The organism is Sorangium sp. So ce367 (genome assembly GCF_051520455.1).
Taxonomy (GTDB): domain Bacteria; phylum Myxococcota_A; class Polyangia; order Polyangiales; family Polyangiaceae; genus Sorangium; species Sorangium cellulosum_B.
The window spans coordinates 8,219,639-8,243,482 of the sequence record NZ_CP150334.1 but is presented as its reverse complement, the minus strand read 5'-3'; the positions used below and the strand labels follow the sequence as shown (position 1 = coordinate 8,243,482).

22 protein-coding genes are annotated in these 23,844 nt (G+C 71.8%); 18 read left to right on the top strand and 4 right to left on the bottom strand.

From position 1 onward, the window contains the following. Positions 1 to 34: 34 nt before the first annotated feature. Positions 35 to 1,066, bottom strand: a complete 1,032-nt coding sequence (locus WME97_RS31210; protein WP_437542661.1) for an isocitrate/isopropylmalate dehydrogenase family protein — start codon at positions 1,064 to 1,066, stop codon at positions 35 to 37. 165 nt (positions 1,067 to 1,231) lie between these two features. Between WME97_RS31210 and WME97_RS31205 the strand changes: the two genes are divergently transcribed. Next, positions 1,232 to 2,290 (top strand): serine/threonine-protein kinase, encoded by a 1,059-nt coding sequence (locus WME97_RS31205; RefSeq protein ID WP_437542659.1) that lies wholly within the window; start codon positions 1,232 to 1,234, stop codon positions 2,288 to 2,290. Between the two features lie 189 nt (positions 2,291 to 2,479). Here WME97_RS31205 and WME97_RS31200 read toward each other — a convergent pair whose 3' ends face one another. After that, on the bottom strand, positions 2,480 to 3,346 hold the full coding sequence (locus tag WME97_RS31200) for an oxygenase MpaB family protein (protein WP_437542658.1): 867 nt from the start codon (positions 3,344 to 3,346) through the stop codon (positions 2,480 to 2,482). Between the two features lie 348 nt (positions 3,347 to 3,694). On the opposite strand from WME97_RS31200, the gene WME97_RS31195 reads away from it, so the two are divergent. The 10 genes from WME97_RS31195 to WME97_RS31150 all read left to right on the top strand — a co-directional run bounded on the left by WME97_RS31195 (position 3,695) and on the right by WME97_RS31150 (position 15,755). After that, positions 3,695 to 4,039 (top strand): sigma-70 domain-containing protein, encoded by a 345-nt coding sequence (locus WME97_RS31195; RefSeq protein ID WP_437542657.1) that lies wholly within the window; start codon positions 3,695 to 3,697, stop codon positions 4,037 to 4,039. A gap of 271 nt (positions 4,040 to 4,310) precedes the next feature. After that, complete coding sequence (hpf, locus tag WME97_RS31190; protein WP_012238397.1) at positions 4,311 to 4,679, top strand: ribosome hibernation-promoting factor, HPF/YfiA family; 369 nt, start codon at positions 4,311 to 4,313, stop codon at positions 4,677 to 4,679. Positions 4,680 to 5,128: 449 nt separating this feature from the next. After that, positions 5,129 to 5,608 (top strand): PTS sugar transporter subunit IIA, encoded by a 480-nt coding sequence (locus tag WME97_RS31185; RefSeq protein WP_437542656.1) that lies wholly within the window; start codon positions 5,129 to 5,131, stop codon positions 5,606 to 5,608. Further along, a complete protein-coding gene (hprK, locus tag WME97_RS31180; RefSeq protein ID WP_437542655.1) occupies positions 5,605 to 6,903 on the top strand; it encodes an HPr(Ser) kinase/phosphatase in 1,299 nt (432 codons plus the stop codon). Before WME97_RS31185 ends, hprK begins: the two co-directional genes overlap by 4 nt. Further along, complete coding sequence (rapZ, locus tag WME97_RS31175) at positions 6,900 to 7,961, top strand: RNase adapter RapZ (RefSeq protein WP_437542654.1); 1,062 nt, start codon at positions 6,900 to 6,902, stop codon at positions 7,959 to 7,961. The genes hprK and rapZ overlap by 4 nt, the downstream gene beginning before the upstream one ends. Then, positions 7,958 to 8,242, top strand: coding sequence for an HPr family phosphocarrier protein (locus tag WME97_RS31170; protein WP_437542653.1), 285 nt, complete (start codon positions 7,958 to 7,960; stop codon positions 8,240 to 8,242). The genes rapZ and WME97_RS31170 overlap by 4 nt, the downstream gene beginning before the upstream one ends. Then, on the top strand, positions 8,239 to 10,209 hold the full coding sequence (ptsP, locus tag WME97_RS31165) for a phosphoenolpyruvate--protein phosphotransferase (protein WP_437542652.1): 1,971 nt from the start codon (positions 8,239 to 8,241) through the stop codon (positions 10,207 to 10,209). The genes WME97_RS31170 and ptsP overlap by 4 nt, the downstream gene beginning before the upstream one ends. Further along, positions 10,206 to 12,425: a bifunctional metallophosphatase/5'-nucleotidase gene (locus WME97_RS31160; protein ID WP_437542650.1), complete on the top strand. Its 2,220-nt coding sequence runs from the start codon at positions 10,206 to 10,208 to the stop codon at positions 12,423 to 12,425. Before ptsP ends, WME97_RS31160 begins: the two co-directional genes overlap by 4 nt. Continuing rightward, positions 12,422 to 13,867: a hypothetical protein gene (locus tag WME97_RS31155; protein ID WP_437542649.1), complete on the top strand. Its 1,446-nt coding sequence runs from the start codon at positions 12,422 to 12,424 to the stop codon at positions 13,865 to 13,867. Before WME97_RS31160 ends, WME97_RS31155 begins: the two co-directional genes overlap by 4 nt. Before the next feature lie 73 nt (positions 13,868 to 13,940). After that, positions 13,941 to 15,755 (top strand): hypothetical protein, encoded by a 1,815-nt coding sequence (locus tag WME97_RS31150; RefSeq protein WP_437542648.1) that lies wholly within the window; start codon positions 13,941 to 13,943, stop codon positions 15,753 to 15,755. A gap of 94 nt (positions 15,756 to 15,849) precedes the next feature. On the opposite strand, the gene WME97_RS31145 is transcribed toward WME97_RS31150, so the two are convergent. Both WME97_RS31145 and WME97_RS31140 read right to left on the bottom strand, forming a co-directional pair. Continuing rightward, entirely contained in the window at positions 15,850 to 16,656 is an 807-nt protein-coding gene (locus tag WME97_RS31145) for a helix-turn-helix domain-containing protein (protein ID WP_437542647.1), read from the bottom strand. Between the two features lie 509 nt (positions 16,657 to 17,165). Next, positions 17,166 to 18,854, bottom strand: coding sequence for an acyl-CoA dehydrogenase family protein (locus WME97_RS31140; RefSeq protein WP_437542646.1), 1,689 nt, complete (start codon positions 18,852 to 18,854; stop codon positions 17,166 to 17,168). A gap of 297 nt (positions 18,855 to 19,151) precedes the next feature. On the opposite strand from WME97_RS31140, the gene WME97_RS31135 reads away from it, so the two are divergent. The 7 genes from WME97_RS31135 to WME97_RS31105 are packed head-to-tail and all read left to right on the top strand — an operon-like array spanning position 19,152 to position 23,731. Further along, entirely contained in the window at positions 19,152 to 19,631 is a 480-nt protein-coding gene (locus WME97_RS31135) for an RrF2 family transcriptional regulator (protein WP_437542645.1), read from the top strand. 9 nt (positions 19,632 to 19,640) lie between these two features. Further along, on the top strand, positions 19,641 to 20,702 hold the full coding sequence (cysK, locus tag WME97_RS31130; protein ID WP_437542644.1) for a cysteine synthase A: 1,062 nt from the start codon (positions 19,641 to 19,643) through the stop codon (positions 20,700 to 20,702). Further along, positions 20,699 to 21,595: a HesA/MoeB/ThiF family protein gene (locus tag WME97_RS31125; protein WP_437542643.1), complete on the top strand. Its 897-nt coding sequence runs from the start codon at positions 20,699 to 20,701 to the stop codon at positions 21,593 to 21,595. The genes cysK and WME97_RS31125 overlap by 4 nt, the downstream gene beginning before the upstream one ends. Next, entirely contained in the window at positions 21,588 to 21,866 is a 279-nt protein-coding gene (locus WME97_RS31120) for a MoaD/ThiS family protein (RefSeq protein ID WP_437303463.1), read from the top strand. The genes WME97_RS31125 and WME97_RS31120 overlap by 8 nt, the downstream gene beginning before the upstream one ends. A gap of 1 nt (position 21,867) precedes the next feature. Further along, entirely contained in the window at positions 21,868 to 22,218 is a 351-nt protein-coding gene (locus tag WME97_RS31115) for a hypothetical protein (protein WP_437542642.1), read from the top strand. Continuing rightward, positions 22,215 to 23,165, top strand: a complete 951-nt coding sequence (locus tag WME97_RS31110) for a PLP-dependent cysteine synthase family protein (protein WP_437542640.1) — start codon at positions 22,215 to 22,217, stop codon at positions 23,163 to 23,165. The genes WME97_RS31115 and WME97_RS31110 overlap by 4 nt, the downstream gene beginning before the upstream one ends. Further along, entirely contained in the window at positions 23,159 to 23,731 is a 573-nt protein-coding gene (locus WME97_RS31105; protein WP_437542639.1) for a Mov34/MPN/PAD-1 family protein, read from the top strand. Before WME97_RS31110 ends, WME97_RS31105 begins: the two co-directional genes overlap by 7 nt. The last annotated feature ends 113 nt before the right edge of the window (positions 23,732 to 23,844 follow it).

The following is a 23,844-nucleotide window of genomic DNA, read 5'->3' as shown; positions in this document are numbered from 1 at the left end:
GAAGGCGCGAGAACAGCCCTGATGACGTCGTCGCTCAGCCGTTCTTGATGCGCGCCACGATGGCGTCGGTGAGCGTCTTCGTGTCCGCCTTGCCGCCGAGATCTCGGGAGCGGACCCCGTCCAGGTTCAGCGCCCCGTCGATGCCGGCGCGCAGGCGGACGGCGAGCTCCCGGTGGCCCACGTGGTCGAGCATCATCGCGGCGGCGAGCATGAGCGCGATCGGGTTCGCCACGCCCTTGCCGGCGATGTCCGGCGCCGAGCCGTGAACCGCCTCGAAGATCGCGGCGTGCTGGCCGATGTTCGCCCCCGGCGCCATGCCGAGGCCGCCGATGAGGCCCGCGATCTCGTCCGAGAGGATGTCCCCGAAGAGGTTCGTCGTGACGATGACGTCGAACTGCCACGGGTTCAGCACGAGCTGCATCGCGCACGCGTCCACGATCCGCTCGTCGGTCGCCACGCGGCCCTCGTAGCCCTTGCTCACCTCGCGCGACGTCTCCAGGAAGATGCCCGTGAGCGCCTTCATGATGTTCGCCTTGTGGACGATGGTGACCTTCTTGCGGCCGTTCTTCTCGGCGTAGTCGTACGCGAACTCGGCGATGCGGCGCGAGCCGACCCGGGTGTTCACGCCCGAGCCGATCGCCACCGCGTGCTCGTCGCTGCCGATCGGGATGTAGTGCTCGAAGCCGACGTAGAGGCCCTCGAGGTTCTCCCGCACGAGCACGATGTCGATGTTCTCGAAGCGGCCGCCCGGGATCAGCGTCCGCGCTGGGCGCACGTTGGCGAAGAGCTTGAACTCCTGCCGCAGGCGCACGTTCGACGAGCGGTACCCGCCGCCGATCGGCGTCTCGAGCGGCCCCTTGAGCGCGAGCTGCGTGCGGTGGATGCTGTCGAGCGTGGCCCGCGGCAGCGGGTCGCCCGCGTCCTTGACGCCGGCCATGCCGGCCACGCACGTCTCCCATTCAAAAGGCGCGCCGAGCGCGTCGAGGGCGCGCAGCGTCGCGTCCACGATCTCGGGGCCGATGCCGTCGCCGGGGATGAGGGTCGCAGGGTGCTTCTGTGAGGTCACGGGCTGTCTCTCGATCTCGGGGTGAATCGTCGCGTCGACGAGGAAAGGCGCACGCATAGCCGAGGTGCGCGCCGCGATCCACCTCGCCGGGAGCGGCGCCGCGCGCCGCCCGCCCGCAAGTCCCTTGAGGATCCCCGCCCCCGCCGCCATCATGACCCGGGTCCCATGATTTGCCCGCGCTGCCACCGCGCGTACACCGATCGCTCGTACGGCTTCTGCCCCGACGACGGCGCGCGCCTCGTCCAGTCGCTGTCGGCCGCGCCGCCGCCGGCGCAGCCGACGCGGCAGTTCGGCGCCATCCTCGAGGATCGCTATGTGATCCAGGGCTTCATCGGCGCCGGCGGCATGTCGCGCGTGTACCTCGCGGCGGACAGCCGCACGAAGGAGCAGGTCGCGATCAAGATCCTGAACCGCAGCTTCGCCGCCGATCGGGCCCAGCGCGAGCGGTTCCTCCGCGAGCTCGAGGCGGCGGCCGAGCTCGGGCACCCCAACATCATCCGGGTCCTCGACGCGGGCGAGCGCAAGGACGGGTCCCCGTTCATCGTGCTCGAGCTGCTCACCGGCGAGTCGCTCGGCGTCCTGCTCCGCCGCGAGGTGGCCGTGAGCGAGGCCGTCGCGCTCCCGCTGATACGGCAGGCGGCGTCGGCGCTCGCCTCGGCGCACGCGGCCGGCGTCATCCACCGCGACGTGAAGCCGGACAACCTGTTCCTCGTCCGCTCCCAGGGCGGTCCGCGCGTGCTCAAGATGATGGATTTCGGCTTCGCGAAGCTGAAGACGGGCCCCACCACCGCCGCCGGTCTCGTGCTGGGCACGGTCCCCTACATGGCCCCGGAGCAGGCCCTCGCCGATCCCATCGACGGCCGCACCGACATCTATGCCCTCGGCGTCACCATGTTCCGCATGCTCGCCGGCCAGCTGCCGTTCTCCTCGCCAGACGACGTGGTGGTCGTCGCCCAGCACGCCTGCACGCCGGCCCCCCGGCTCAGCTCGATCCGGCCCGGCATCGATCGGCGGATCGAGGCGCTGGTCGCCACCGCGCTCCGCAAGGCCCCCGGGAACCGCTATGACTCGATGCAATCGCTCCTGGAGGACGTCGAGCGCATCCTCGGCGTCCGCCCCGGCGAGCCGATCGGCGCCCCGCTCAGGACGACCCCGGACGCCTACGAGCCGGTGAACCGCGCTGCCCGGGAGGCGCTCAAGTTCCTGCGGCGCCAGCTGCCCTGAGCCGGCAGGCAGCCTTGAGCCGGCAGGCAGCCTTGAGCCGGCAGGCAGCCTTGAGCCGGCAGGCAGCCTTGAGCCAGCAGGCAGCCTTGAGCCAGCAGGCAGCCTTGAGCCGGCAGGCAGCCTTGAGCCAGCAGGCAGCCGCTCGCCCGGCGCGGCGGCTCGGCTCGCCGGCCCGTGGAGCCGCGCTGGTCACCGCGCGCCGAGATCCTCGATACGGTAGCCGTCCGGGTACGTGCGGTTCCTCAGCTGAGTGAGCAGGCGCGGCGAGCGCCGGCGCGGCATGGCCCGCAAGAGCGGGCCGCGCGCGCGGAGGGCCGCCTGCACGAGGTTGCGCAGCCCGGGCGGAGGCCGCGGCAGCCCGACGGCGTCGAGCATGCGATCATCGATCATCGCATGGAGGACCGGCGCCCCGAGCGGCCACAGCGCTCTCGGCAGCGCCCAGCCCAGCACGAGGTCCCGCGTCGCGACGGCGAGCTTCCGGTTGTCCTCCGAGAACCGCAGGTGCTCCGCCTCGTAATCGAGGTTGAACCGCTCGAACGCCTCGTAGCTCGGCGGGATATCCTTGATGTTCATCAGCGTCCCGACCTGCTTCCAGTAATGGTAGGCCGCGAGCTTCTCCTTCTCGAGCAGCGCGCGCCAGGCGAAGCGCTCGTTCCAGCGGATGGGCTCGAAGATGAACGTCGACAGCGTGTACAGGTACTCGTCGTTCGGGATGGCGTAACGCCCGTGCTGCCGGTTCATGCGCCGCAGCGCCGCCCGGCCGCGCTCGCTGTCGTATCCGTTCTCCAGCATCTCGGAGAGGATGAGGACGGTGTCGTCGTAGCGCTTCTGGGTGCGCTGGAGGAACTCCCCTGTCTGCACCAGGAGAGGTGTGCCCTTGGCGATCCCGAAGACACGGAACAGCGCGAGCTCGAGGGCGTGCTGCGTGTCCCACGGGAAATCATAGCACGTCGAGAGAAATGCGATCTCCTGATGATCCTTGACCGGATCCAGGTTTGCTTCGATATGGTCGCGGATCGCATAGCGCGATCGCGATTCGGGAGGGGCCCAGCGCATGGAAGATCTCCTGATGTGTATCCGCCCGATGACGCGTCCATTTCTATCATGCATCGCGCATCCTGGCGGAAACATCGCTGAACAGATGAAGACGTCCATCGTGGCGAGCGTGGCGACACGAGGTGAGGTGCGGTCCACCGTCGCGCGCCGTGATGAGGAGGTGTGATGCGGCGGCGGGCCCGCGCCGGGCGAGCCGGCTGGCCAGGCTCCGCGCGGCGAGGCCGCGGGGAGGGCCGGGAAGCGCGGCGCCGGGGCGCTCGATCAGCTCGGTCTCGCGCTCGGCTCTCGGGGCCGCTTTCGCCCGCGCGGGCGCGTGCGCGGCCTGCGCGAAGGTGGCACGCTAGCGCCGTGCCGCCTGTCATCGACGACATGATCCAGGAGCTCCTTACACGCCATCGGTCGACCGGTCGGGTGGACCTCAACGACATCGCCGAAGTCGTCGACCGTCGGGCGGTCTCGTACGAGGAGGTCGAGTACATCATCGACCGGCTCGAGTCCGAGGGCCTCCGGGTCGCCGAGCCGCTCGATCGGGGCGATGTCGAGGTGCTCCGCGCCGTCGTCGCGAGCGCGAGGCGGCTCGCGGCCGAGCTCGGGCGCACACCCACGATCGGCGAGATCGCGCTGACCTCGGGCCACGCCCCACACACGGTGCGCCGGGCGCTGGAACAAGCGGGGCGTGCCAAGGCTTGTTGAAGAGGAGGAGCGCTGGCCGCGCAGGACGCAGCGCGGCAAACCACGGTGACGCGCAGGCACGACGAGGTGCGCGAGAGGTGGCAAGCTGCGGCAGGCTGGCGCAAGACGCGGCAACCCACGCAGAAGCGGAACGACGCCAAACAAAACGAGAGCGCTGCGCCGTTGAGTGCAGACCAGAGCTCTACATCAGTGTTACGATGCAGATGGAGGGGTGCTCTGTAGCCGTAGTCGATTGTTTCATCTACGCATCAGGGAAGGAAGGCTGGACCCGATGAACATCACGATCACGTTCCGCCATATGGTGGGTACCGACGCCGTGAAGAATTACGCTCATGAGAAGGTGGCCAAGCTCCAGAAGTTCCTTAGGCAGGCGATGACGGCGCAGGTCACCCTCTCCGTCGAGGGTCTGACGCACGTCGCCGACGTTCGCCTCTCCTCCGGCAGTCTAGCCTTCCATGCGACCGAGCGGGGTGAGGACATGTACGCGTCGATCGACATGGTCCACGACAAGCTCGAGCGGCAGATCCGGGATGGGAAGGGTCACACCATCGCGCGGAAGCGCGGCGGCACGAGCGCCGGCGAGTACGCCGTCGAGGTGGAACGCGAGGCGGTAGCCGCGACGGGACGCACCCGATCGTGAGCCGCCGCGCGCGTCGCCGAGGCGCGACGCGCGAACCGGAGCGAGGGCCGCCGCGCGCCTCAGCGACGCGCGCGGCGCGCTCCCATCCTGTGAGCCGCCGCTCGCGGGCGAGGCGGCGCGCTCCCTCCGCGTGAGTCGCCGCGGCGAGCGCGGCGGCGAGCGCGGCGGCGAAGGGCGCTCGTCTCCATCAGCTCACCCCTGCGCATGCCCGACCTGCCGGGGGGCCTGCCTGGAGCGGCGCGGCGGTCGCCCAGCGATCGCGGCGCGAAGAACGCGAAGAACGCTCCCTCCGGGGCCGCTCGCCGCGATAGCGTCCTTGAGTCGCGCACCCGAAGTCCCCAGGGTACGATGGCCCCATCGGCTCGCTTGGCCCTGGCCGAGCGCCGCGCCGACCGTGCCACGTGCGCCGTTCCTGAGCCCTCTCACCTCGCCCGAGCGCCGAAATCAGCATGCAAGTCCGCGACATCTTGACCGCGCACCAGGTATCCGTCGCCAGCGAGCAGGAGGGGGTCGTCCGCTCCAAGACGGACGCGCTCCGCCGGCTCGCCGCCCTGCTCACGGCAGGACAGCCGGGGGTCAAGGCCGATGACATCGAGCGGGTGCTCGGCGAGCGCGAGCGCCTGCAGTCCACCGGCGTCGGGAGCGGCGTGGCCATCCCCCACGGCGCGATGGAGGGCGTCGACCGGCTGATCGGCGCGGTCCTGATCTGCCCGAAGCCGATCGACTTCGACGCGATCGACGGGGCGCCGGTGTCCATCCTCGTCGCCGTGATCGGGCCGAAGCGCGCCACGGGCGAGCACCTCAAGACGCTGGCGCGCATCTCCCGCCTGCTGCGGGACGAGACGTTCAGGCGGCGGCTGCTCGGCGCCTCGACCGGGCGCGCGGCGTTCGAGCTCATCGCCGCCGAGGAAGGGAGGTCGGTGTCATGAGCGGCCCGCGCAGCGGCGGACAGGAAGGGGAAGGGGGCGGCCGGATGCCCCCCTCGATCCGCGGTGGCCGGGCGGACCGCCCCGCCATCGCGGTGCGGAGCCTGATGGCTGACGAGGGGCTCGGCATCGACCTCACGCTCATCGCCGGCGCCGCGGGCCTCGACCGGCCCATCATGAACACCCGCATCCAGAAGTCCGGGCTCGCGCTCGTCGGCCACTTCCACGGCATCGTCCCGACGCGGGTGCAGATCCTCGGGCAGACCGAGCTCTCGTTCCTCCACAAGCTCTCCCGCGAGGACCGGCTCCTGTCGCTGCGCGGCTTCTTCGAGCTCGGCCTGTGCTGCGTCATCCTCACGCAGGGCGACCAGCCGTTCGAGGCGAACGGCTCCGGCATCGGGTTCGTCCCTGTGCCGGAGCTCGCGCAGTGCGCCGAGGAGACCGGGACGCCGCTCCTCGTCTCGGCGGTGCGCTCGAGCGCCACGATCACCGCGCTGCACGCGCTGCTCGACGATCGCCTGGCGCCGCGCCTGCGGCTGCACGGCGTGCTCGTCGACGTCTTCGGCGTGGGCCTCCTTCTCATGGGGTCGAGCGCGATCGGCAAGAGCGAGTGCGCGCTCGATCTCGTGATGCGCGGCCACCGGCTCGTGGCCGACGACGCCGTGGAGTGCGATTACCGCCCTCCCGGCATGGTCTTCGGCGCCCCGGCGGAGCTCCTCCGGTACCACCTCGAGGTGCGTGGCCTCGGCATCCTCAACGTGAAGGACCTCTTCGGCGTCACGTCGATCCGCGAGCGCAAGCGGATCGACGTCGTGGTGAAGCTCGTCGAGTGGTCGAAGGACACCGAGTACGATCGGCTCGGGCTGGACGAGCGGTACCACACCATCCTCGGCGTGAAGATCCGGGAGCTCGTCATCCCGGTGCGCCCGGGCCGCGACATGGCGTCGATCCTCGAGGTCGCCGCCCGCAACGAGCTCCTGAAGAACGCCGGGTTCCACGCGGCCCGCGAGTTCTTCGGCAACGTCGAGGGCGAACTGCTCCGCGAGCGCTCGCCGGAGGAGTCGTCGATCCCGCCGCCGGCGAGGCTCGCGGAGGAAGGCGCCTCGCGGAGCGCCCCGCCGCCCGGCCCGCCGCGGCCGCCGCCGCCGCCCGGCCGCGGCGTGGACGCGCCGAACCCCCCGAGCAGCGCCTTCCGGCCGCCGGTGGATCGGGGCAGGCCGCCCCCCGATCGCCCGAGCTCCGGGTTCAGCCCCACGGAGTCGTCCGTGAGCCTGCCGCGGCCGAGGAGGCGAGGGTGAGCAACGGAGGCGATCAGCAGCAGCACGGCCTGCACGGGCCCGACGGCGCGCCGGGGCGCGTCGTCGTCGTCACGGGCCTCTCCGGCGCGGGCAAGTCGACGGCGCTCCACGCCCTGGAGGACCTCGGCTTCTTCTGCGTGGACAACCTGCCCACGTCGCTGGTGCAGCCGGCGGTCGAGGCGTGCGAGGCGGGCGGGATCACCCGGATCGGGCTCGGCATCGACGTCCGGGTGGGCTCCTTCCTGGCGGGCGCCACGGCGGCGCTCGACTCGATACGGACCGGACGGGACGTGGTGATCCTCTTCCTCGACGCCTCGGACGAGACGCTGCTCCGGCGCTTCAGCGAGACGCGGCGCCCGCACCCGCTGACGACCGGCGGCAGCGGCGCCATCGCGATGCTCGACGGCGTCCTCCTGGAGCGCGAGCGGCTCGCGTCGCTGCGGGCCAGGGCGACCATCGAGCTCGACACGACCCGGCTGTCGACGCACGACCTGCGCCGCGTCGTCATCGAGCGGCTGCGCCCCGCGAAGGTCGAGGTGCCCCGGATGTCCACCCGGTTCGTCTCGTTCGGTTACAAGTACGGCATCCCGCTCGACGCCGATCTGCTCTTCGACGTCCGCTTCCTCGACAACCCGTATTTCGTCCACGGCCTCCGCGAGCTCACGGGGAACGACGAGCCGGTGCGGGAGTACATCCTGAAGAACCCGGATGCCCTCGAGTTCATCTGCAGGACAGAGCAGCTCCTCTCGTTCTGCATGCCGCGCTACGCCAGCGAAGGAAAGAGCTACCTCACCGTCGGCATCGGATGCACCGGCGGCCGGCACCGCTCCGTCGTGCTCACCAACGCGCTCAGCGACAGCCTGCGGCGGAAGACGGGGCTGCCCATCACGGTCGTGCACCGGGACGTCGCCCGGGTGAGCACGAGTGGTGTACCCTCGGGGGTGGGAGAGGGCATGGCCGGGGCGCCCGGCGTGGATCTCCGGCTGGCGCAGCCGGGAGCGGCCCCGTCGGAGCCTCGCCCGGCGTCGGACACGAGCGTGACGGGGGGCGAGCGGTGACGACCGAGGCGGTAACGAGACGATTCACCATCATCAATGTGCGCGGGCTCCACGCGCGCGCCGCGACGAAGCTCGTGCAGCTCGCGGGGCGTTACGACTGCGAGATCTCGCTGACCGGGCCGGACGGGCAGTCGGCCAACGCGAAGAGCGTGATGGGCGTGCTCCTGCTCTGCGGGTCGATGGGCACCCAGATCGAGGTGAGCGCGACGGGCGATCAGGCGGCTGACGCCGTCTCCGCCATCGGCGAGCTGATCGCCGGGCGCTTCGGAGAGCACGAGTGACGCGCGGCCCGAGCGCGCTCTCGTCGGACGCCCCGGACGAGCATCCCGCCCCGGCGGACGCCGTCCGGAGCGGCCCGGCGGCGCCCGGCGCCCGGGTCGACTCGATGCCGCCCGGCGCCCGGACGGAGACGCTGCGGGGCATCGCCGGGTCCCCCGGGGTCGCCATCGGCGCGGCCGTCGTGATGGGCGGGCACCGGACGAACCACCCGCGCCGCCGCGTCGGCTCCAGCGAGATCGCGGCGGAGCTCGAGCGCTTCGAGGCCGCGGTCGAGCGCGCGCAGGACGAGCTGCGCGACATGGCGAAGCGCATCGGCGATCACCGCGCCGAGGCGTCGATCCTCGAAGCCTACCTGCTGATGCTCGGCGACGAGGCGCTCGCCGACGCCGTGAAGCGCCAGGTCACCGAGGAGCGCCGCTGCGCCGAGTGGGCGGTGGCGACCGCGTGCGAGGCGATCGCCGGCCGCTTCGCCGCGCTCGACGACCCGTACCTGCGCGAGCGCAGCCACGACGTCCTGTTCGTCGGCGAGCGCCTCGTGCGCGCGTTCAGCCTCCCGCCCCAGGAGCCGCCGTCCTCGCGCGACACCTCGCCGCTCTCGACGCGAAGCCTGATCGAGCTGCAGAACTCGATCGCCATGCCGGCGACGTTCGGCGCGGCGCTCCCGCGCTTCTCCGGGCCGACGATCCTCATCGCGCACGACCTGTCGCCGGCCGATACCGCGGCGATGGTCGACGAGCCGGTCGTCGGCTTCGTCACCGAGGTCGGCACCCGCACGAGCCACACCTCCATCATGGCGCGCGCGCTGGAGATCCCGGCCGTGGTCGGCGTCAGCGACGTCCTGCAGCGCGTGATCACGGGCGACCTCGTGGTGATCGACGGGCTGCGCGGCACGGTCGTCGTTCGCCCCGGCCCGGCCGAGCTCGCGGACGCGCGCGCCCGCGCCGAGCGCTACGTCGCGCTCGGCAAGGAGCTCTCGGAGTCCAGGCACCGGGCCGCCCAGTCGAAGGACGGCGTCAAGGTGTCGCTCCGGGCGAACGTCGAGCTCCCGGCCGAGGCGATCCTCGCGCGCGACCAGGGCGCCGACGGCATCGGCCTCTACCGGACCGAGTTCCTCTACATCGACCGCACGTCCCCGCCCTCGGAGGACCAGCAGTTCGAGATCTTCCGCGCCGTTGTCGAGGCGCTCCGCCCGAAGCCGGTCACGCTGCGCACGTTCGACATCGGCGGCGACAAGTTCGTCTCCACGTTCCAGGTGCCGCCCGAGATGAACCCGATGCTCGGCCTCCGCGCGGTCCGGCTCGCGCTCTCTCGCCCCGACGTCTTCCTCGAGCACCTCCGCGCCATGGTGCGCGCCTCCGCCTACGGCGACGTGAGGATCATGATCCCCATGGTCGCGGGCCTCGGCGAGCTCCGGCAGGTGCGCGCGCTGCTGCGCCGCGCGCAGGAGCAGGTGCGCGCCCGCGGCCAGGCGTGCGCCGACGAGATCCCGCTCGGCGTGATGATCGAGGTGCCCTCGGCGGCGATCATGGTCGACCATTTCGCGCGCGAGGCCGCGTTCCTGAGCCTCGGGACGAACGATCTGATCCAGTACGCGCTCGCGGTCGACCGGACCAGCCGCTCGCTCGCCTACCTGGCCTCGCCGTTCGATCCGTCGATCCTGCGGCTGATCACGAAGGTGATCCAGGCAGGCCAGGATTTCGGCAGGCCGGTCTCCCTCTGCGGCGCGATGGCGAGCGATCCGCTCGCCGCCCTGCTGCTGCTCGGCCTCGGCCTCCGCGACTTCTCGATGGAGGCGGCGGCGATCCCGGAGATCAAGGAGACGCTCCGGCGCGTGACGGTCGCCGAGGCCGAGGCGGTCGCGGCGGAGGCGCTCGCCTGCGCGACGGCGGAGGAGGTCGAGTGCTGCGTCGCCGCCTCGTTCGCGCCGGACCTCTACGACCTGCTCACGGGAGAGCGCGCCACGCGGTGAGCGGCGCGCTGGGTGCGGTGGGGCCGACGCCTGCGGTGCCGGTCGCGTCCGGGGTGGCGCGCGCGCTGGCCGCCTGCGCGGTGGCGCTCGGCCTGTGCGCGGCGGGCTGCGAGGAGGAGGCGCCGCCGACGCGGCTCGTCGGGCAGGTCCACCTGACGCTGCTCCACACGTCGGACATCCACTCGCGGCTCTTCCCGTACAACCTGCAGCTCGGCCAGGTGGACGCGGGGCTCGGCCTCGGCGCGGCGGCCTCGATCGCGAACGTCGGCGGCGCCGCGCGCATGTCCCATCTCCTCGGGCGCGAGCGCGCCCGGTCGTCGCGCGCGCTTCACCTCGACGGCGGCGACTGCTTCCAGGGGGCGCCGATCTTCAATTTCTACTCGGGAGAGGCGGAGATCCGCGCCCTCGGCGCCATGGGCGTCGACGCCATGATCGTCGCCAACCACGAGTTCGACCGCGGCGCGCTGAACCTCGGTATCCAGCTCCAGCAGAACGCCGGCTTCCCGGTCCTCGCGGCGAACTACCAGCTCGAGGACCCCGCGCAGCCCGGCGCCTCTCCGCTCGGCGCCATCCTGCAGCCGTTCACGGTCTTCGACCTCGATGGCCTCAAGGTCGGCGTCGTCGGGATGGGCAACCTCTCCAGCCTGACGTCGATCTTCGAGGCGCCGAACCGGCTCGGCGTCACCCCGCTGAACACGACCGAGGTCGCCCAGTTCTACGTCGACCTGCTCCGCCCCACGGTGGACGTCATCGTCTTCGTCACCCACCTCGGCCTCGACGGCGACGAGCGGATGATCGAGACCACGACGGGCATCGACGTCGTGCTCGGCGGGCACAACCACATCGTCCTCCAGCCGCCGAAGCGCGTCCGCGACTGCTCGCGGTACTACGACGAGGAGGAGCAGCGCCACTACATCCTCCTGAACGACGAGCGCTCGCCCGGGGAGGGCGCGAAGCGCCGGCGTTACTGCGCGCCGCGCGACGTGCTGCTCGCGCACTCCGGCGCGTTCGCGAAGTTCGTCGGGCGGCTCGACCTCGTGCTGTCCAGGGACGCCTCCGAGCTCGGGGGCGGCTACGACCCGCTGAACGGCTTCGAGGTGCTCTCCGACCGGTACGAGCTCTTCCCGGTGACCGAGGGCGTGCCCGCCGATCCGATCGTCGCCTCGGCGCTCGAGCCGTACGCGCAGGGGCTCGACGCGCTCGCGAACCTCGATCTCCTGGTCGGCTACGCGCCGGGCGGCGCCCGCCGCGCCTCGGCCAGCGGCGGCGACTCGCCGCTGGGCAACCTCATCGCCGGGGCGATGTGGCTGCGCCTCGGCATCCAGACCGATTTCGCGCTCACGAACACGACGGGCATCCGCGCCGACCTCGTGCCCGGCCCGGTGACGGTCGAGCAGATGTTCAACGTCTTCCCCTTCGACAACTCGATCTCGAAGATGCAGCTCTCCGGCCGCGAGGTGCAGGAGCTCTTCGACTTCGTGGCGCGCCGATCGAGCGGCCGCGGGTGCGCCTCGCAGGCGCAGATCGCGGGCGCGCGGGTCGTCATCGACTGCGCCGCGCGCTCGGCCGACGGCGCCGCGTCCGGCGTCGCGACCCACGTGTACATCGGCGCGCGCCAGCCGGCGATCGCGTGCCCGAACGGCGACGCCGACTGTCCGGGCGGCGAGGAGGGCAGCTGCGACGTCGAGGCGAGGCGCTGCTGGCAGCCGCTCGATCCGATCGCGATCTACGAGCTGGCGACGTCGAGCTACCTCGCCCAGGGCGGCAGCGGGTTCCGCGTGCTCCAGCGCAACACGACGCAGCTCGACACCCAGGTGCAGCAGCGCGACGCGCTGATCGACGCCATCCGCGCGGGCAACCCGTGCGGCGCCGACGAGCGCGGCGAGCTCGCGTCGTGCGCGCGGGACGCCGATTGCGCGGGCGTGGGCGAGGGCTTCGTCTGCGCGTGCCCCGAGTCGGTGGTCGAGGGGCGGGCGTGCAAGACCGGCGAGGCGCCGTGCTCCCGGGGCGCGTGTGTGCTCGCGCGCTGCCGCGATGACGTCGCCGCCTACCAGCGCGACGTCTGCGCCGAGGCGCCGACCGACTGGGTGCGGGAGCAGTGCGAGAGCGCGCTCGCCCCGTGCAGCGCCGCGGGCGAGCAGTGCAAGTACCTCGCGTGCGTCGACCGGCGGCTCGGCAACTTCTCCGACGGCCGCTTGCGGATGGTGGGCCAGTGACGCCGCGGGCGAGGCGCCGAGCGGCGCTCGCGGCCGCCGCGCTCGCCGGGTGCGGCAGCGACGGTGGGCCGCCCCCGGGCGTCTCGAGCTTCTGGGTCCAGGTCGTGCAGGTGAACGGGGAAGCGCCCCCCTCCCCGGAGGCGCCGCTGCCGGCCAACCGCGGCGACGCGGTGGACGCCTGGTCGTTCAGGATCGAGGCGCGCGACGCTGCCGGCCGCCGGACGCCCTTCGACGGCATGGTCAGGCTGAGCGTCGATCCCGGGGCTGTGCTCGACGTCGAGGCGGACGACGAGGGCGTCGCGGTCGGCCGCAACATCCGCCTGCGGGACGGCGTCGCCGAGGGGATCGCCCGCGTGACGGCCGTCTACGGGCCCGTCCGGCTGTGGGTCGAGGACCTCGGCTACCGGCCCGCGTCCCGGGGCGACCGCCCCGCGTGCGCCAACGGCGTCAACGACGACGCGCCGGGCGACGTGCTCGTCGATTTCCCCGCCGATCCCGGGTGCGCCTTCGCGGACGACGACACCGAGGAGGGCGGCTCCTTCAGCGCCGGCGTCTCGAAGCCGGTCGCCTACGCCTTGCCGCGCATCGCCGACGTGCAGGGCGGCGGCTCGGCGACGCCCTACCCATCCGGAGCGATGCGGATCGACACCGCGGCTCCCCAGCAGGTCGTCGTCACGCGTGTCTCGAGCGACGGCTTCTACGTCACCGATCTGGCCGGCCAGGGCAGCGGCTTCAACCACCTCTTCGCGTACAATTTCAACACACCTGCCAGCCTGCGTGTCTGCGATCGGCTCGAGTACCTCGCGGGCACCGTCGACGAGTTCTTCGGCTTCACCCAGCTCTCGTTCCCTTCGTACGAGATCGCGCGCGCGCTGGGAGGAGCGGAGTGCCTGGTCCCGGAGCCGACGGTGCTCGACGGTCCGACGATCGCCGGCGCGTTGGCCATGGAGCGCCTCGAGAGCGGGCTCGTGCGCGTCGAGGGGTTCCACATCGGCGAGCGCTTCGGTCCGAGGCCCGCGAGGGACAACGTCTTCGCCGCGGAGCAGTCGAACTGCGATCTGAACGGCGACGGGCAGGTCGATTTCGAGAGCCAGGCCGAGCGGAGCTGCGCGAACGCGTGCTCGGACGACCCCGAGTGCAGCGAGTGGACGAGCTACTCCGCGCGCGGCAATTACAAGATCACGGACGGGTCGAGCAGGATCCAGATCCAGACGGGCGCGGTGAGCGCCTTCGATCCGACGTCCCACCGGGGCGAGGTGATCGACGCGGTGACTGGCACGCTCCGGAATTTCTCGGGCGGCTCGCTGAACTGGACGATAGAAGCCCGCTGTCCGGACGACCTCGTCTGCGGGGCGCCCGGCTGCGCGCCTGCCACGAAGCCCTCGAAGGAGGCCTGCGTCCGGACACGCAGCCTCGACGACGACGACGCGGAGACCGACTAGCCACCTCCTCGCCTTCGCCGCGGCCGCGCCGCGCCCGCCGGTTCACCCAGGCCCACGAAAGCCACCGCCCGTCATGCATCGAAGCGCGCTCCTCGCCCCTGCTGCCTCCGCGGCCTTGCTGTTCACGCTCGCGCCGCCGGCGCTGGGCCAGCCGCAGCCGCCGCCGCCGCCGCTGGCGCCGAGCCCGCACCAGGCCGCGTCGGCCCCGGCGCCCGACGCGCCAGGCTCGGACCAGGCCGCGCCGGCCCCGGCGGCCGCCGCGCCGGCCACGCCGCCTCCAATCTCGCAGCCCGCCCCCGCGCCCGCCGTCCCCACCCTCCCGCGGATCGAACCCTACCTCCCGCCAGCGGCCACCGAGCCGCCCGTCCGCGCGGGGGACGCGATGGACACGCGCCTCACGTGGACGCTCGGCGACGACGACCTGCTCCACGACACGGGCCAGGCGCAGCCGCTCTCGCCCAACCTCAGCGTCGGCGATCGGAAGCAATACCGGCTCTTCTTCGACAACCTCAACTCCCGCTTCACCGGGCGCGAGAACCTGACGCACCTCGCGCTCTACAAGCGAATGCCGGGGTTCATCAAGCGGCTGGACACCGAGGCTTCGCTCGTCCTGCGCATCGATCTCACCGCGCTGTCCAGGAACAACAACAACGTCAATCAGGCGTTTTACGACGCCGGATCGTTCATTGGCGCCTTCTATCACATAGGCGGCAAGGCAGACGGGAAGACCGGCGTCGGTGTCACGCTCTGGCCCATCGACACGGACCGGTTTCGTCTCGGCTATCTCTACGAGATCTCGTGGGGCGGGACGAACGCCTCCATCAACCAGTCCATCTTCCCGCGCATCATCGGACCCGCGCCCGGCGCGAAGGTCCAGCTCGATGCCGACCGGTTCAGCGTGTACGCGGGGTTCAAGATCGCGAGCCTCACCCAGGTCCAGGAGGTGCTCACCCCCGGCACGAGCGAGACCGAGGAGATCCCGATCGCTCAGACCAACTACGGCTTTCTCCTTGGCGGGGAAGCCGATCTCCACCCCTGCGTTCACGTCGACCTCGGCGCCGGCTACTTCCAGCAGGGCCGCTTCGAGTTGCCCGATGTCGCCGGCGACCCGGTCTACACCTACGGCGCCTCGGCCCGGATCGTCGCGCACGCCAGGAACGAGCCCATCCCGCAGTCGATCGACTTCCTCCTCTATCGCAACGATCCCAACAAGCCGCAGATCCTCTTCAAGCCCGAGGCGTACGCGCCGGGCAAGACGACATGGGCGGTGATCCTCGAGGCGACGAACCTCTTTCAGAACCTCAAGGACTTCGAATCTGCTGGCGCCACCGCCCACCAGCCGGCACGCGCCGGCGCCCTCCAGGCGGTCGTCAAGTCCGGGTACGCGCGCGCGAGCGTCACGGGCGTCTACCGCGACCTGCCGTTCGTGCTGCGCAACCAGCCGAGCTTCATCCCCTTCCAGACGATCCCGAAGACCGCCCAGACCTCGACGGCCGACGAGCTCTTCTTCGCGCTCGCGGCCGACTACCACCTCGCGTCCGCGCGGCTCACGCCCGGCCTCGGCGTCGGCCTGCAGTTCCCCGCCGCGTTCAGGACGATGTCCGTCGACGCCATGAGCGCGGTGATCGCGCGCACGTCCGTCGTCCGAGAGCAGGGCAATGTGTCGATCCTCCCCTTCAACACCTCCGCCGTCCCGATCTTCCAGCTCCGCGCGAGCCTCAAGTGGGATATCGGCGAGATCCTCTCCGCGGTCGCGTGGGCTCAGTACGTGCGTGACAACAACGGCACGTTCATGGAACGCGATCCCTCCGAGGGCACCGTGGCCCTGCGCACCTTCGTGAACCCCGACTTCTTCGGCCTCGGCACGACCTTCCAGGCCCGCTTCTGATCCGGCTACCGCGCCCCGCGTTCACCGCGCGCCCGAGACGCGCACTCTCGTCGCGCTCCGCTTCCCGCGCTCGTCGCGCCCCAGCTGCCCGCGCTCATCGCGGCTGGAAGTCCTTGAACGCCGCCACGGCCCGCGGCGACGTGCTCACGGTCTCCACGATGCGGAAGCCGCCGCGCAGGTAAAAGCCCTCGAAGTGCAGCACGCTCTCGCCCTCGGCGGGCTCGATCTCCCAGTAGCGCGAGCGGTCCTTCGTCGTGCCGAGCGCCGCGATCCGCCGCCACCCCGCCGGGATCATCCCCGTCCACTCGGGGCCGCGCTTCTCCGACAGCTCGAAGTCGTCGCGGCTGTGCTTCACCCGGAAGCTCGCGTCCGGCCCCGAGCCGATGCGCGCGTCGAGCGCGGCCCCGGGCGGTCCCTTCGCCATCTGGTCCTGGCGCCGCGGCCCCCGCTTGCTCACGCGGTAGTTCGCCACCGAGTGCGGATCGAGGTAGTAGGTGCCCCCTTCCTTGCTCGCGCGCAGCCGCCCCGCGTAGATCGCCTGGCGCACCGCGCTCTCCGAGATGCCCAGCTGGTGCGCGGCGTCCGGCACCGTCATCGTGAACCGCGTCCGCGGCGTGACGACCGCCGAATCGGGCGGCAGCCGCTTCCGCGCCACGCAGTCGAGCATCACGTGGAAGGCCGGGTCGCGGTACACATCGGCGGTCGCGACGCTCCGGCCGGCGACGGCCGTCCTGTCCAGCAACGGGTTCTCCGGGCCGAGCACGAGATCGAGCAGCTCTGCATCGGACACCGACGGGTCCTTGCCCGCCGCCAGGACCCGGGACAGAAAGGCGCCCAGCTCGCCCGCCGGCGTCGGGAACTCGACCGTCTCGCCGGACAGCAGCGTGTATTGCGTCTTCATCTCGCCTCTTCGCAGCTCGCAGCTCGTCGTGTGCGCTCGCCCACGCCGCGCGCCGCACGCGTGCCCGGGCCCACGCGAGCCCGATCCATCCGTCCAGGAGGCGGACGAAGTCCCACGCACGCGCCGGAGGCGCGCGCAGGCGGATCTCACCCCACCGGGGACGCCGCGCCGGCGGAGCCCGCCTCGATGGACGGGCCCGCCCGCACGTCGCCCGCGTCGGGCACGCGTTCAGCGCCGCAGCTACCCATTACTGTAAGCCCGTTCAGGTTGTCCCGTCTAGTGCCTTTGCACGCCGCTAGGACAATTGCCGTCCGCTTCCAGGACGGCCGTGCGTCCACAACCTTCCGAAATCAAAGATTAATTCTGTATGATCAGAACGAGGTGCGACCACGGAAAAATCGTCGAGGGTCGCGGACGGGGCGCAGATCGCAGCGCCACGCCCGCCTCGCGCTCTCGCCGCGCCCGGGTTGCCGGAGGGATCTGTTCAGTGGGTGAGCCCCACCTTTTGTTCAGGTATCGGGTCGCTGTCGCGTCTCGGCGAGGGCCTCGATCGTGTCGCGATCGTGGTCCCGGATGCAGTCGACGCCGTTGCGCTCGAACTGGATGGCGGCGGCCAGCGCGGTCCGGCTTCGCTCGCGGTCCATGGCCCACGCGGCGTGTCGCACCAGCAGGGCGAGCTGCAGCGCCCGGCCCAGGGTGATCGCGACCCGGCGGGCGCCGGCCTCGAGGCCGGGGCGGTCGGCGGAGGCCATCTCCTTGATCCACGCGCGGGCGTGGGACACCGCGCGCGACGCCGACGTCTCGGCCTCGGCGAGCTTCGGCTCGACGACGCCGGTCAGGAGGCGCGCGACCTCGGCCGCGAGGATGTCGAGCGAGCCGTCCTTCAGGATCACCCGCAGCGCGTCGAGGGCGAGCACGTTCGTCGTGCCCTCCCAGATCGTGAGGACCTGCGCGTCCCGGAGCAGGCGCGGCAGCCCCGTGTCCTCGACGTAGCCGGCCCCGCCGAACGCCTCGAGCACCTCGCTCAGCACCGACACCGCCTGCTTGGCGGTCGTGAGCTTCGCGAGCGGGATGATGAGCCGCAGCAGCTTCGCCTCCGAGTCGGTGAGCGAGCCCGTCTCCTCGCGCCCGAGCAGCTCGATCGCGCGGAAGGTCAGGTGGAAGGCGCCCTCGAACTCGGCCTGGAGCTCGGCGAGCGTGTCCATGTGCAGCGGCTTCTCCGCCAGCGTCGTGCCGAACTGGACTCGGCTCTGGGCGTACGAGCGCGCCAGCGCGAGCCCCCGGCGCATCCCGGCGATGGCGCCGATCGCGTTCCAGGTGCGCGTCACGTTGAGCATCGGCGCGATCGCCCGGACGCCGTTCGACAGGCCCGCCACCGGCGTGGCGAGGACGCCGTCGAGCGTGAGCTCGGCGGTCGGCACCTTGCGGGTGCCGAGCTTGTCCTTCAGCCGGTTGATCAGCACGCCCTCCCGGCGCCCCGCCTCGCCCGCGAGCTCCACGTAGAAGAGCGCGAGCCCGCGGCTGCCCTCCGGGTTGCCCTCGGGGCGCGCGAGCGTGAGCGCCATCTCCGACGTGGTCGACGAGGCGAACCACTTCGTCCCGTGCAGCCGGTAGGCCCCGTCGGAGCCGAGGCGCGCCGCCGTCTCGCTCCGCCCCACGTCCGAGCCGCCGGTGCGCTCGGTCATCCACTGGCCCGAGGTCCACGCGGCGGCGGGGTCGCGGCTTGTGAGCCGGGGCACAGCGCGGTCGATGAGCGCGCGGTTGTCGCTCGCGAGGAGCGTCCGCGCGGCGCCGTCGGTCATCGCGAGCGGGCACGTGTACACGTCGCTCGACGCGTCGAAGAGGTACGCCAGCGCGAACTGATGGACGCGCGAGAACGCGCCGTGCGCCCGCTCGTAGGCCGTGGCGACGACCCCGCGCTCGCACGCGATCCGGGCCGCCTCCTTCCAGAGCTCGGTCACCTCGACATGGTCGATGCGCCTGCCCCAGGCGTCCCATGACGTGAGCTTCGGCTCGTTCGCGCGATCGGCGAGCTGCAGCTGGTACAGGCGGCCGCCGGCGAGCTCGCCCATCTCCCGCAGCGAAGGCGTTATCGACGCGGCCACCTCGCGCGGCAGGGCCCGCGCGAGGTAGGACCGCAGCACGCGGTCATCGTCGTACTGGTTTCCGAGTGTGGGGGGGTCTTGATAGAAAGCCACCGGCCGACTCCTAGGTTGGTGCGCCGCAACCCGAACCGTGCGACGCCCGCGCGCCGATCACGTTCCGCGCGCCCCTCCGTGCACGCGCGGCGACTCGCAGCCTCGATAGAGCTCGAAGCTACTGAACCCGTCCCACCCGGTTCAACAGGAAGCCGGAGGCAGCGTCGCGCCGACGCGGCGAACGGTGAACCTCTGCTGGTAATTTCGCCGCGACGCCCGGTTTTTGTGGGCTGTTCGGGTGCTGTGTCGCACGGAAAGAAGCGGAAGTCGCTGAATGTGCAGTTCTTGACTTCTCCGATGTACCAATGCATATGGCTGGCGGTGAAGCTCTCGAACAAGGGTCGCTACGGTGTGCGCGCATTGTTCGATATCGCATTCCACAACGACGGGCGGCCGACCCAGATCCGCGAGATCTCCGAGCGGGAGCTCATCCCGGCGCGCTTCCTTGAGCAGATCTTCCAGGACCTGAAGAAGGCCGGGCTCATCAGCTCGAAGCGGGGGCCGCGCGGCGGCTATCACCTCGCGCGGCCCGCGAGCGAGATCAGCCTGGGCGACGTCGTCCGCGCCCTGGAGGGGCCGGTCGCCGTGATCGCTCCGGACGACGACGGCCGGCCGGGGGGCTCGCCGCTCGACCCGCCCACGGCCGTGTTCCACGATCTGGCGCTCGCCATCGAGCGCTGCTTCGACTCGGTGTCGATCGCCGACGTCTGCGAGCGCGGCGTCGAGCTCGGCGTGCACCGCAAGGGGCGGCCGGAGCGCTCGACCTACGTGATCTGAGCCGACACCATGAGCAGCCCCGAACGATCCGCACACTCCACCGGCGCCCCCCGCACACCCGCGGAACCCGCGGGCGGCGCAGCGCAGCTCCCGCCGCTCCCGTCGCACCCGCGCGTCGTCGACAGCCTCCTCGACCTCGTGGGCGACACGCCGCTCTTCGAGATCCGCCGCGTCGACGCGGCGACGCCCCGGGGGCGCGTCTTCGGGAAGGCCGAGCAGCACAACCCGGGCGGCTCGCTGAAGGACCGGATCTGCCTGGCGATGATCGAGGGCGCCGAGGCGCGCGGGCTGCTCGGCGCGGGCGGCGTGGTCATCGAGCCCACGTCGGGGAACACAGGGATCGGGCTCGCGATCGTGTGCGCGGCGAAGGGGTACCGCTGCATCCTGACGATGCCGGCGAGCATGAGCCTGGAGCGGCGCCAGCTGCTCGAGGCCTACGGCGCGGAGGTCGTCCTGACCGAGCCCGAGGCGCAGATGGAGGGGGCCATCGCCCGGGCGCGCGAGCTCGCGGCGGACATCCCGGGGGCGCTCATCCTCAGCCAGTTCGACAACCCCGACAACCCGCGCGTCCACGCGGAGACGACCGCGCGGGAGATCTTGCACGCGATGGCCGGCCTCGACGCGCCGGGGCGGCCCGGTCCCCGGCAGTCGCTGACGATCGACGCGTTCGTCGCCGGCGTGGGGACGGGCGGGTCGGTGAGCGGCGTCGGGCGGGTGCTCAAGCGGATGCGCGCGGCGACGCGCGTCATCGCGGTCGAGCCCGAGTCGTGCGCGACGATCTCGCGCGGCGAGCGCGGGCCCACCAAGATCCAGGGGCTCGCCGCCGGGTTCGTCCCCGCGAACTACGATCCGGGCGTGGTGGACGAGGTGCGGACGGTCAGCGATCGCGCCGCGTACGAGACGAAGGTGGCGCTGGCCCGGCAGGAGGGGCTGCTCGTCGGCATCAGCGCCGGCGCGGCGGTGCGCGTCGCGCTCGACGTCGCCCGCGAGCTCGGCCCCGACGCCAACGTGGTGACCGTCCTCTGCGACACCGGCGAGCGCTACTTCAGCCTGGACGAGTATTTCCGATGAGCGGCAGCGGCGAGGTGATCCGGGGGTGCGTCCTCGTGGTCGGGGCGGGGGGGATCGCCGCGCCCGCCGCGCTCGCGCTCGCCGCCGCCGGGGTGCGGGAGCTCCGGGTCGCGGACGACGACCAGGTCGAGCTGACGAACCTGCATCGACAGATCCTGTTCGACGACGACGACGTCGGGCGGCCGAAGCTCGATGCGTTCGCGGAGGCGCTGCGCCGCCGCTTCCCCGGGCTCCGCGTCGACCGCCGGTACGGCCGCTTCACGCCGAGCGCGGCGGCGGGGCTGATGCCGGGCGTCTCCCTGGTGGTCGACGCGACCGACAACTTCGCGTCGCGGTTCCTGATCGCCGACGTGTGCCGCCTCACGAGGACGCCGGTGGTCCATGCCGCCGCGATCCGCTGGCGCGCGACGGTGATGGCGGTCGCGGGGGAGGGGGCGCCCTGCTACCGCTGCCTGTTCGAGGACCTGCCGACCGGGGACGCGCCGGATTGCGCCACGGCCGGGGTGGCTGGCCCGGTGTGCGGCGTGGCCGGCGCGATCGCGGCGGATCGCGCGCTGGCGATCCTCGCGGGCGACGCGTCGATCTTCGGCCGGATCGCGACGTACGACGGCCTCACGGACACGCTGCGCAGCGTCCCTGTCTCCGCGCGGCCCGCCTGCGACCTGTGCGGATCGCGCGCCGCGATCGCGACGATCGACGCGTCCCGCTACGTCGTCGCGTGCGCGGCCGAGAGCGGATCCTCGATCCCTGTTGAAGGGGACCGCGAAGGCGGATCCCCGACCCACGTTGAAAAGGACCGCGAAGGCGGATCCCCGACCCACGTTGACGCTGAAAACGACCGCGAGAGCGGATCCTCGACCCACCTCAAGACTGGAGAGCAAGACCATGGCTGACACCGCGACCGTCCGCATCCCGACCCCGCTCCGCACGCTCACCGGCGGGCAGGACGAGGTCAAAGCCGCCGGCGGCACCGTCGGCGAGCTGATCGAGAACCTCGAGAAGAGCTACCCCGGCATCCGCGACCGACTCCTCGACGACAAGGGCGTGCGGCGCTTCGTGAACATCTTCGTGGGCGACGAGGACATCCGCTTCCTCGACGGGCTGAAGACGCCCGTGAAGGGCGGTGACCAGGTGGCGATCGTGCCCGCGATCGCCGGGGGCTGAGGTGGACGACCCGCGCTATCTCCGCCAGGTGTTGCTCGCGGAGATCGGTCCAGAGGGACAGGCGAGGCTCGGGGCGGCGACGGCGCGCGTGCGCGGCGGCGGCAGCGACGCGCCGCCGCTCGCGCACGAGGTGGCGGAGCGCTACGCGCGCGGCGCCGGCTTCGGCGCGCTCGCGGACGGCGCGATCGACCTCGCCGCGCTCGCGCCCGCGGACCTCGTCGCCTCGCCCGCCGCGCGCGCCGTGCTCGCCGGCGCGCGCGCGGCGCTCGCCGAGATGCGCGCCGCGCTGGCGCTGGGCAGCGCCGCGGGGAGCGCGGGGCAGGGGAGCGCGGGGGAGGTCGACCCGTCATGAGGCGCTCGCTCGCCCGCTCCCGCCGCCTGGGGTCGGTCGTCGACGCCGTGGGCGACACGCCGCTCTTGCGCCTCTCGCGCGTCGGCCGCGACACGCCGTCGGTCGAGGTCTACGCCAAGCTCGAGTTCGCGAACCCCGGCGGCTCGGTGAAGGATCGCGCCGCGCTGCGGATGATGACCCGCGCCGCCGCGGACGGCCGCCTCACCAGCCAGAAGACGCTCATCGACTCGACGAGCGGCAACACCGGGGTCGCCTACTCGCTCTTCGGCGCGGCGATGGGCTTCAAGGTGGCGCTCGTCATGCCGTCGAACGTGTCGAAGGCGCGCAAGGACATCGCGCGCGCGTTCGGCACGGAGCTCATCTTCAGCGACCCGATGGAGGGCTCCGACGGCGCGATCCGCCTCGTGCGCTCGCTGGTCGAGAAGGATCCGGAGCGGTACTTCTACCCGGATCAGTACTCGAACGAGGACAACCCGCTCGCCCACTACCACGGCACGGCGCGCGAGATCCTGGAGGCGGTCGGCGACAGGATCACGCACTTCGTGGCCGGCATCGGCACGAGCGGCACCATCGTCGGGACGAGCCGGCGGCTGCGCGAGCACCACCGCCCGATCCGCTGCGTCGCCGTGGAGCCCACCGAGGCGCTCCACGGGCTGGAGGGGCTCAAGCACCTGCCGAGCTCGCTCGTGCCCGCCATCCACGACGAGGGCGCGTACCACGAGACGATGCGCATCGCGACGGAGGACGGCTGGGACATGTCCGATCGCCTCGCGCGCGAGGAGGCGCTGCACGTCGGGCACTCGGGCGGCGCGGCCGTCTTCGCGGCCTTCGAGATCGCGAAGCGCCTGCACCGCGAACAGCAGGGAGGGTGCGTCGTGGCGATTGTCCCGGACCGGGGCGACCGCTATTTTGCGCCCATGAAATGGGAGAAGCGCTACGTATGGTGATGTCTCCACAGCCGTGGACCGCCGGTGGGGTCGTCCTCAAGGCGAGCGTGCTCAAGGCGGTCGAGGACGAGGCGCTCGCCGGCTACGCGCGCGACGAGGAGGCCTGCGGGTACCTGAAGGGGCCCGCGGACGAGCCGCTGCTCTGCGACGAGCACGTCCGGATGGACAACATCGCGAACAAGCTTCACGCCATCGATCCGGAGCGGTACTTCCGGACGGCGCGCACGTTCTTCGATTTCAACGGCAAGCGCTTCTCCGACGCCGTCGAGAAGGGCGCCTCGGCGGGGCGCCCGGTGAAGGTGCTCTATCACTCGCACCTCGACGCCGGCGCCTACTTCAGCCCGACGGACGCCGCCATGATGAGCGGTGGCGAGCCGCCGGCCGACGAAGGGGGCCAGATCGTGATGGGGCCCGGGCCGGCGTTCCCGCTCGCGTTCCTCGTCACCAGCGTGCGCGGCGGCTCCGGCGAAGGGCGCCCGGAGGAGGCGCCCCGCATCGCCGAGCACCGCCTCTTCGTGTGGGACGGCACCGCGTTCGTCGCGTCGACGTTCTCCGTCGTCGATTGAGCTCATTGCGCCGGGGCGCGCGTCCGCGCACTCTCGCGCAGCCCTCATCCGCTCGCTGAGGGATCTGCATCCGAGGCCCGGAGAGGCCGAGTCCGTAGTCGTCACTTCATTAT

Excerpts from the sequence above, each read along its gene's own strand:
- WME97_RS31205 (WP_437542659.1), top strand. The coding sequence starts at position 1,232 with ATGATTTGCCCGCGCTGCCACCGCGCGTACACCGATCGCTCGTACGGC.
- WME97_RS31200 (WP_437542658.1), bottom strand. The coding sequence starts at position 3,346 with ATGCGCTGGGCCCCTCCCGAATCGCGATCGCGCTATGCGATCCGCGAC.
- hpf (WP_012238397.1), top strand. The coding sequence starts at position 4,311 with ATGAACATCACGATCACGTTCCGCCATATGGTGGGTACCGACGCCGTG.
- WME97_RS31185 (WP_437542656.1), top strand. The coding sequence starts at position 5,129 with ATGCAAGTCCGCGACATCTTGACCGCGCACCAGGTATCCGTCGCCAGC.
- hprK (WP_437542655.1), top strand. The coding sequence starts at position 5,605 with ATGAGCGGCCCGCGCAGCGGCGGACAGGAAGGGGAAGGGGGCGGCCGG.
- WME97_RS31150 (WP_437542648.1), top strand. The coding sequence starts at position 13,941 with ATGCATCGAAGCGCGCTCCTCGCCCCTGCTGCCTCCGCGGCCTTGCTG.
- WME97_RS31145 (WP_437542647.1), bottom strand. The coding sequence starts at position 16,656 with ATGAAGACGCAATACACGCTGCTGTCCGGCGAGACGGTCGAGTTCCCG.
- WME97_RS31135 (WP_437542645.1), top strand. The coding sequence starts at position 19,152 with ATGTACCAATGCATATGGCTGGCGGTGAAGCTCTCGAACAAGGGTCGC.
- cysK (WP_437542644.1), top strand. The coding sequence starts at position 19,641 with ATGAGCAGCCCCGAACGATCCGCACACTCCACCGGCGCCCCCCGCACA.
- WME97_RS31125 (WP_437542643.1), top strand. The coding sequence starts at position 20,699 with ATGAGCGGCAGCGGCGAGGTGATCCGGGGGTGCGTCCTCGTGGTCGGG.
- WME97_RS31120 (WP_437303463.1), top strand. The coding sequence starts at position 21,588 with ATGGCTGACACCGCGACCGTCCGCATCCCGACCCCGCTCCGCACGCTC.
- WME97_RS31110 (WP_437542640.1), top strand. The coding sequence starts at position 22,215 with ATGAGGCGCTCGCTCGCCCGCTCCCGCCGCCTGGGGTCGGTCGTCGAC.
- WME97_RS31105 (WP_437542639.1), top strand. The coding sequence starts at position 23,159 with ATGGTGATGTCTCCACAGCCGTGGACCGCCGGTGGGGTCGTCCTCAAG.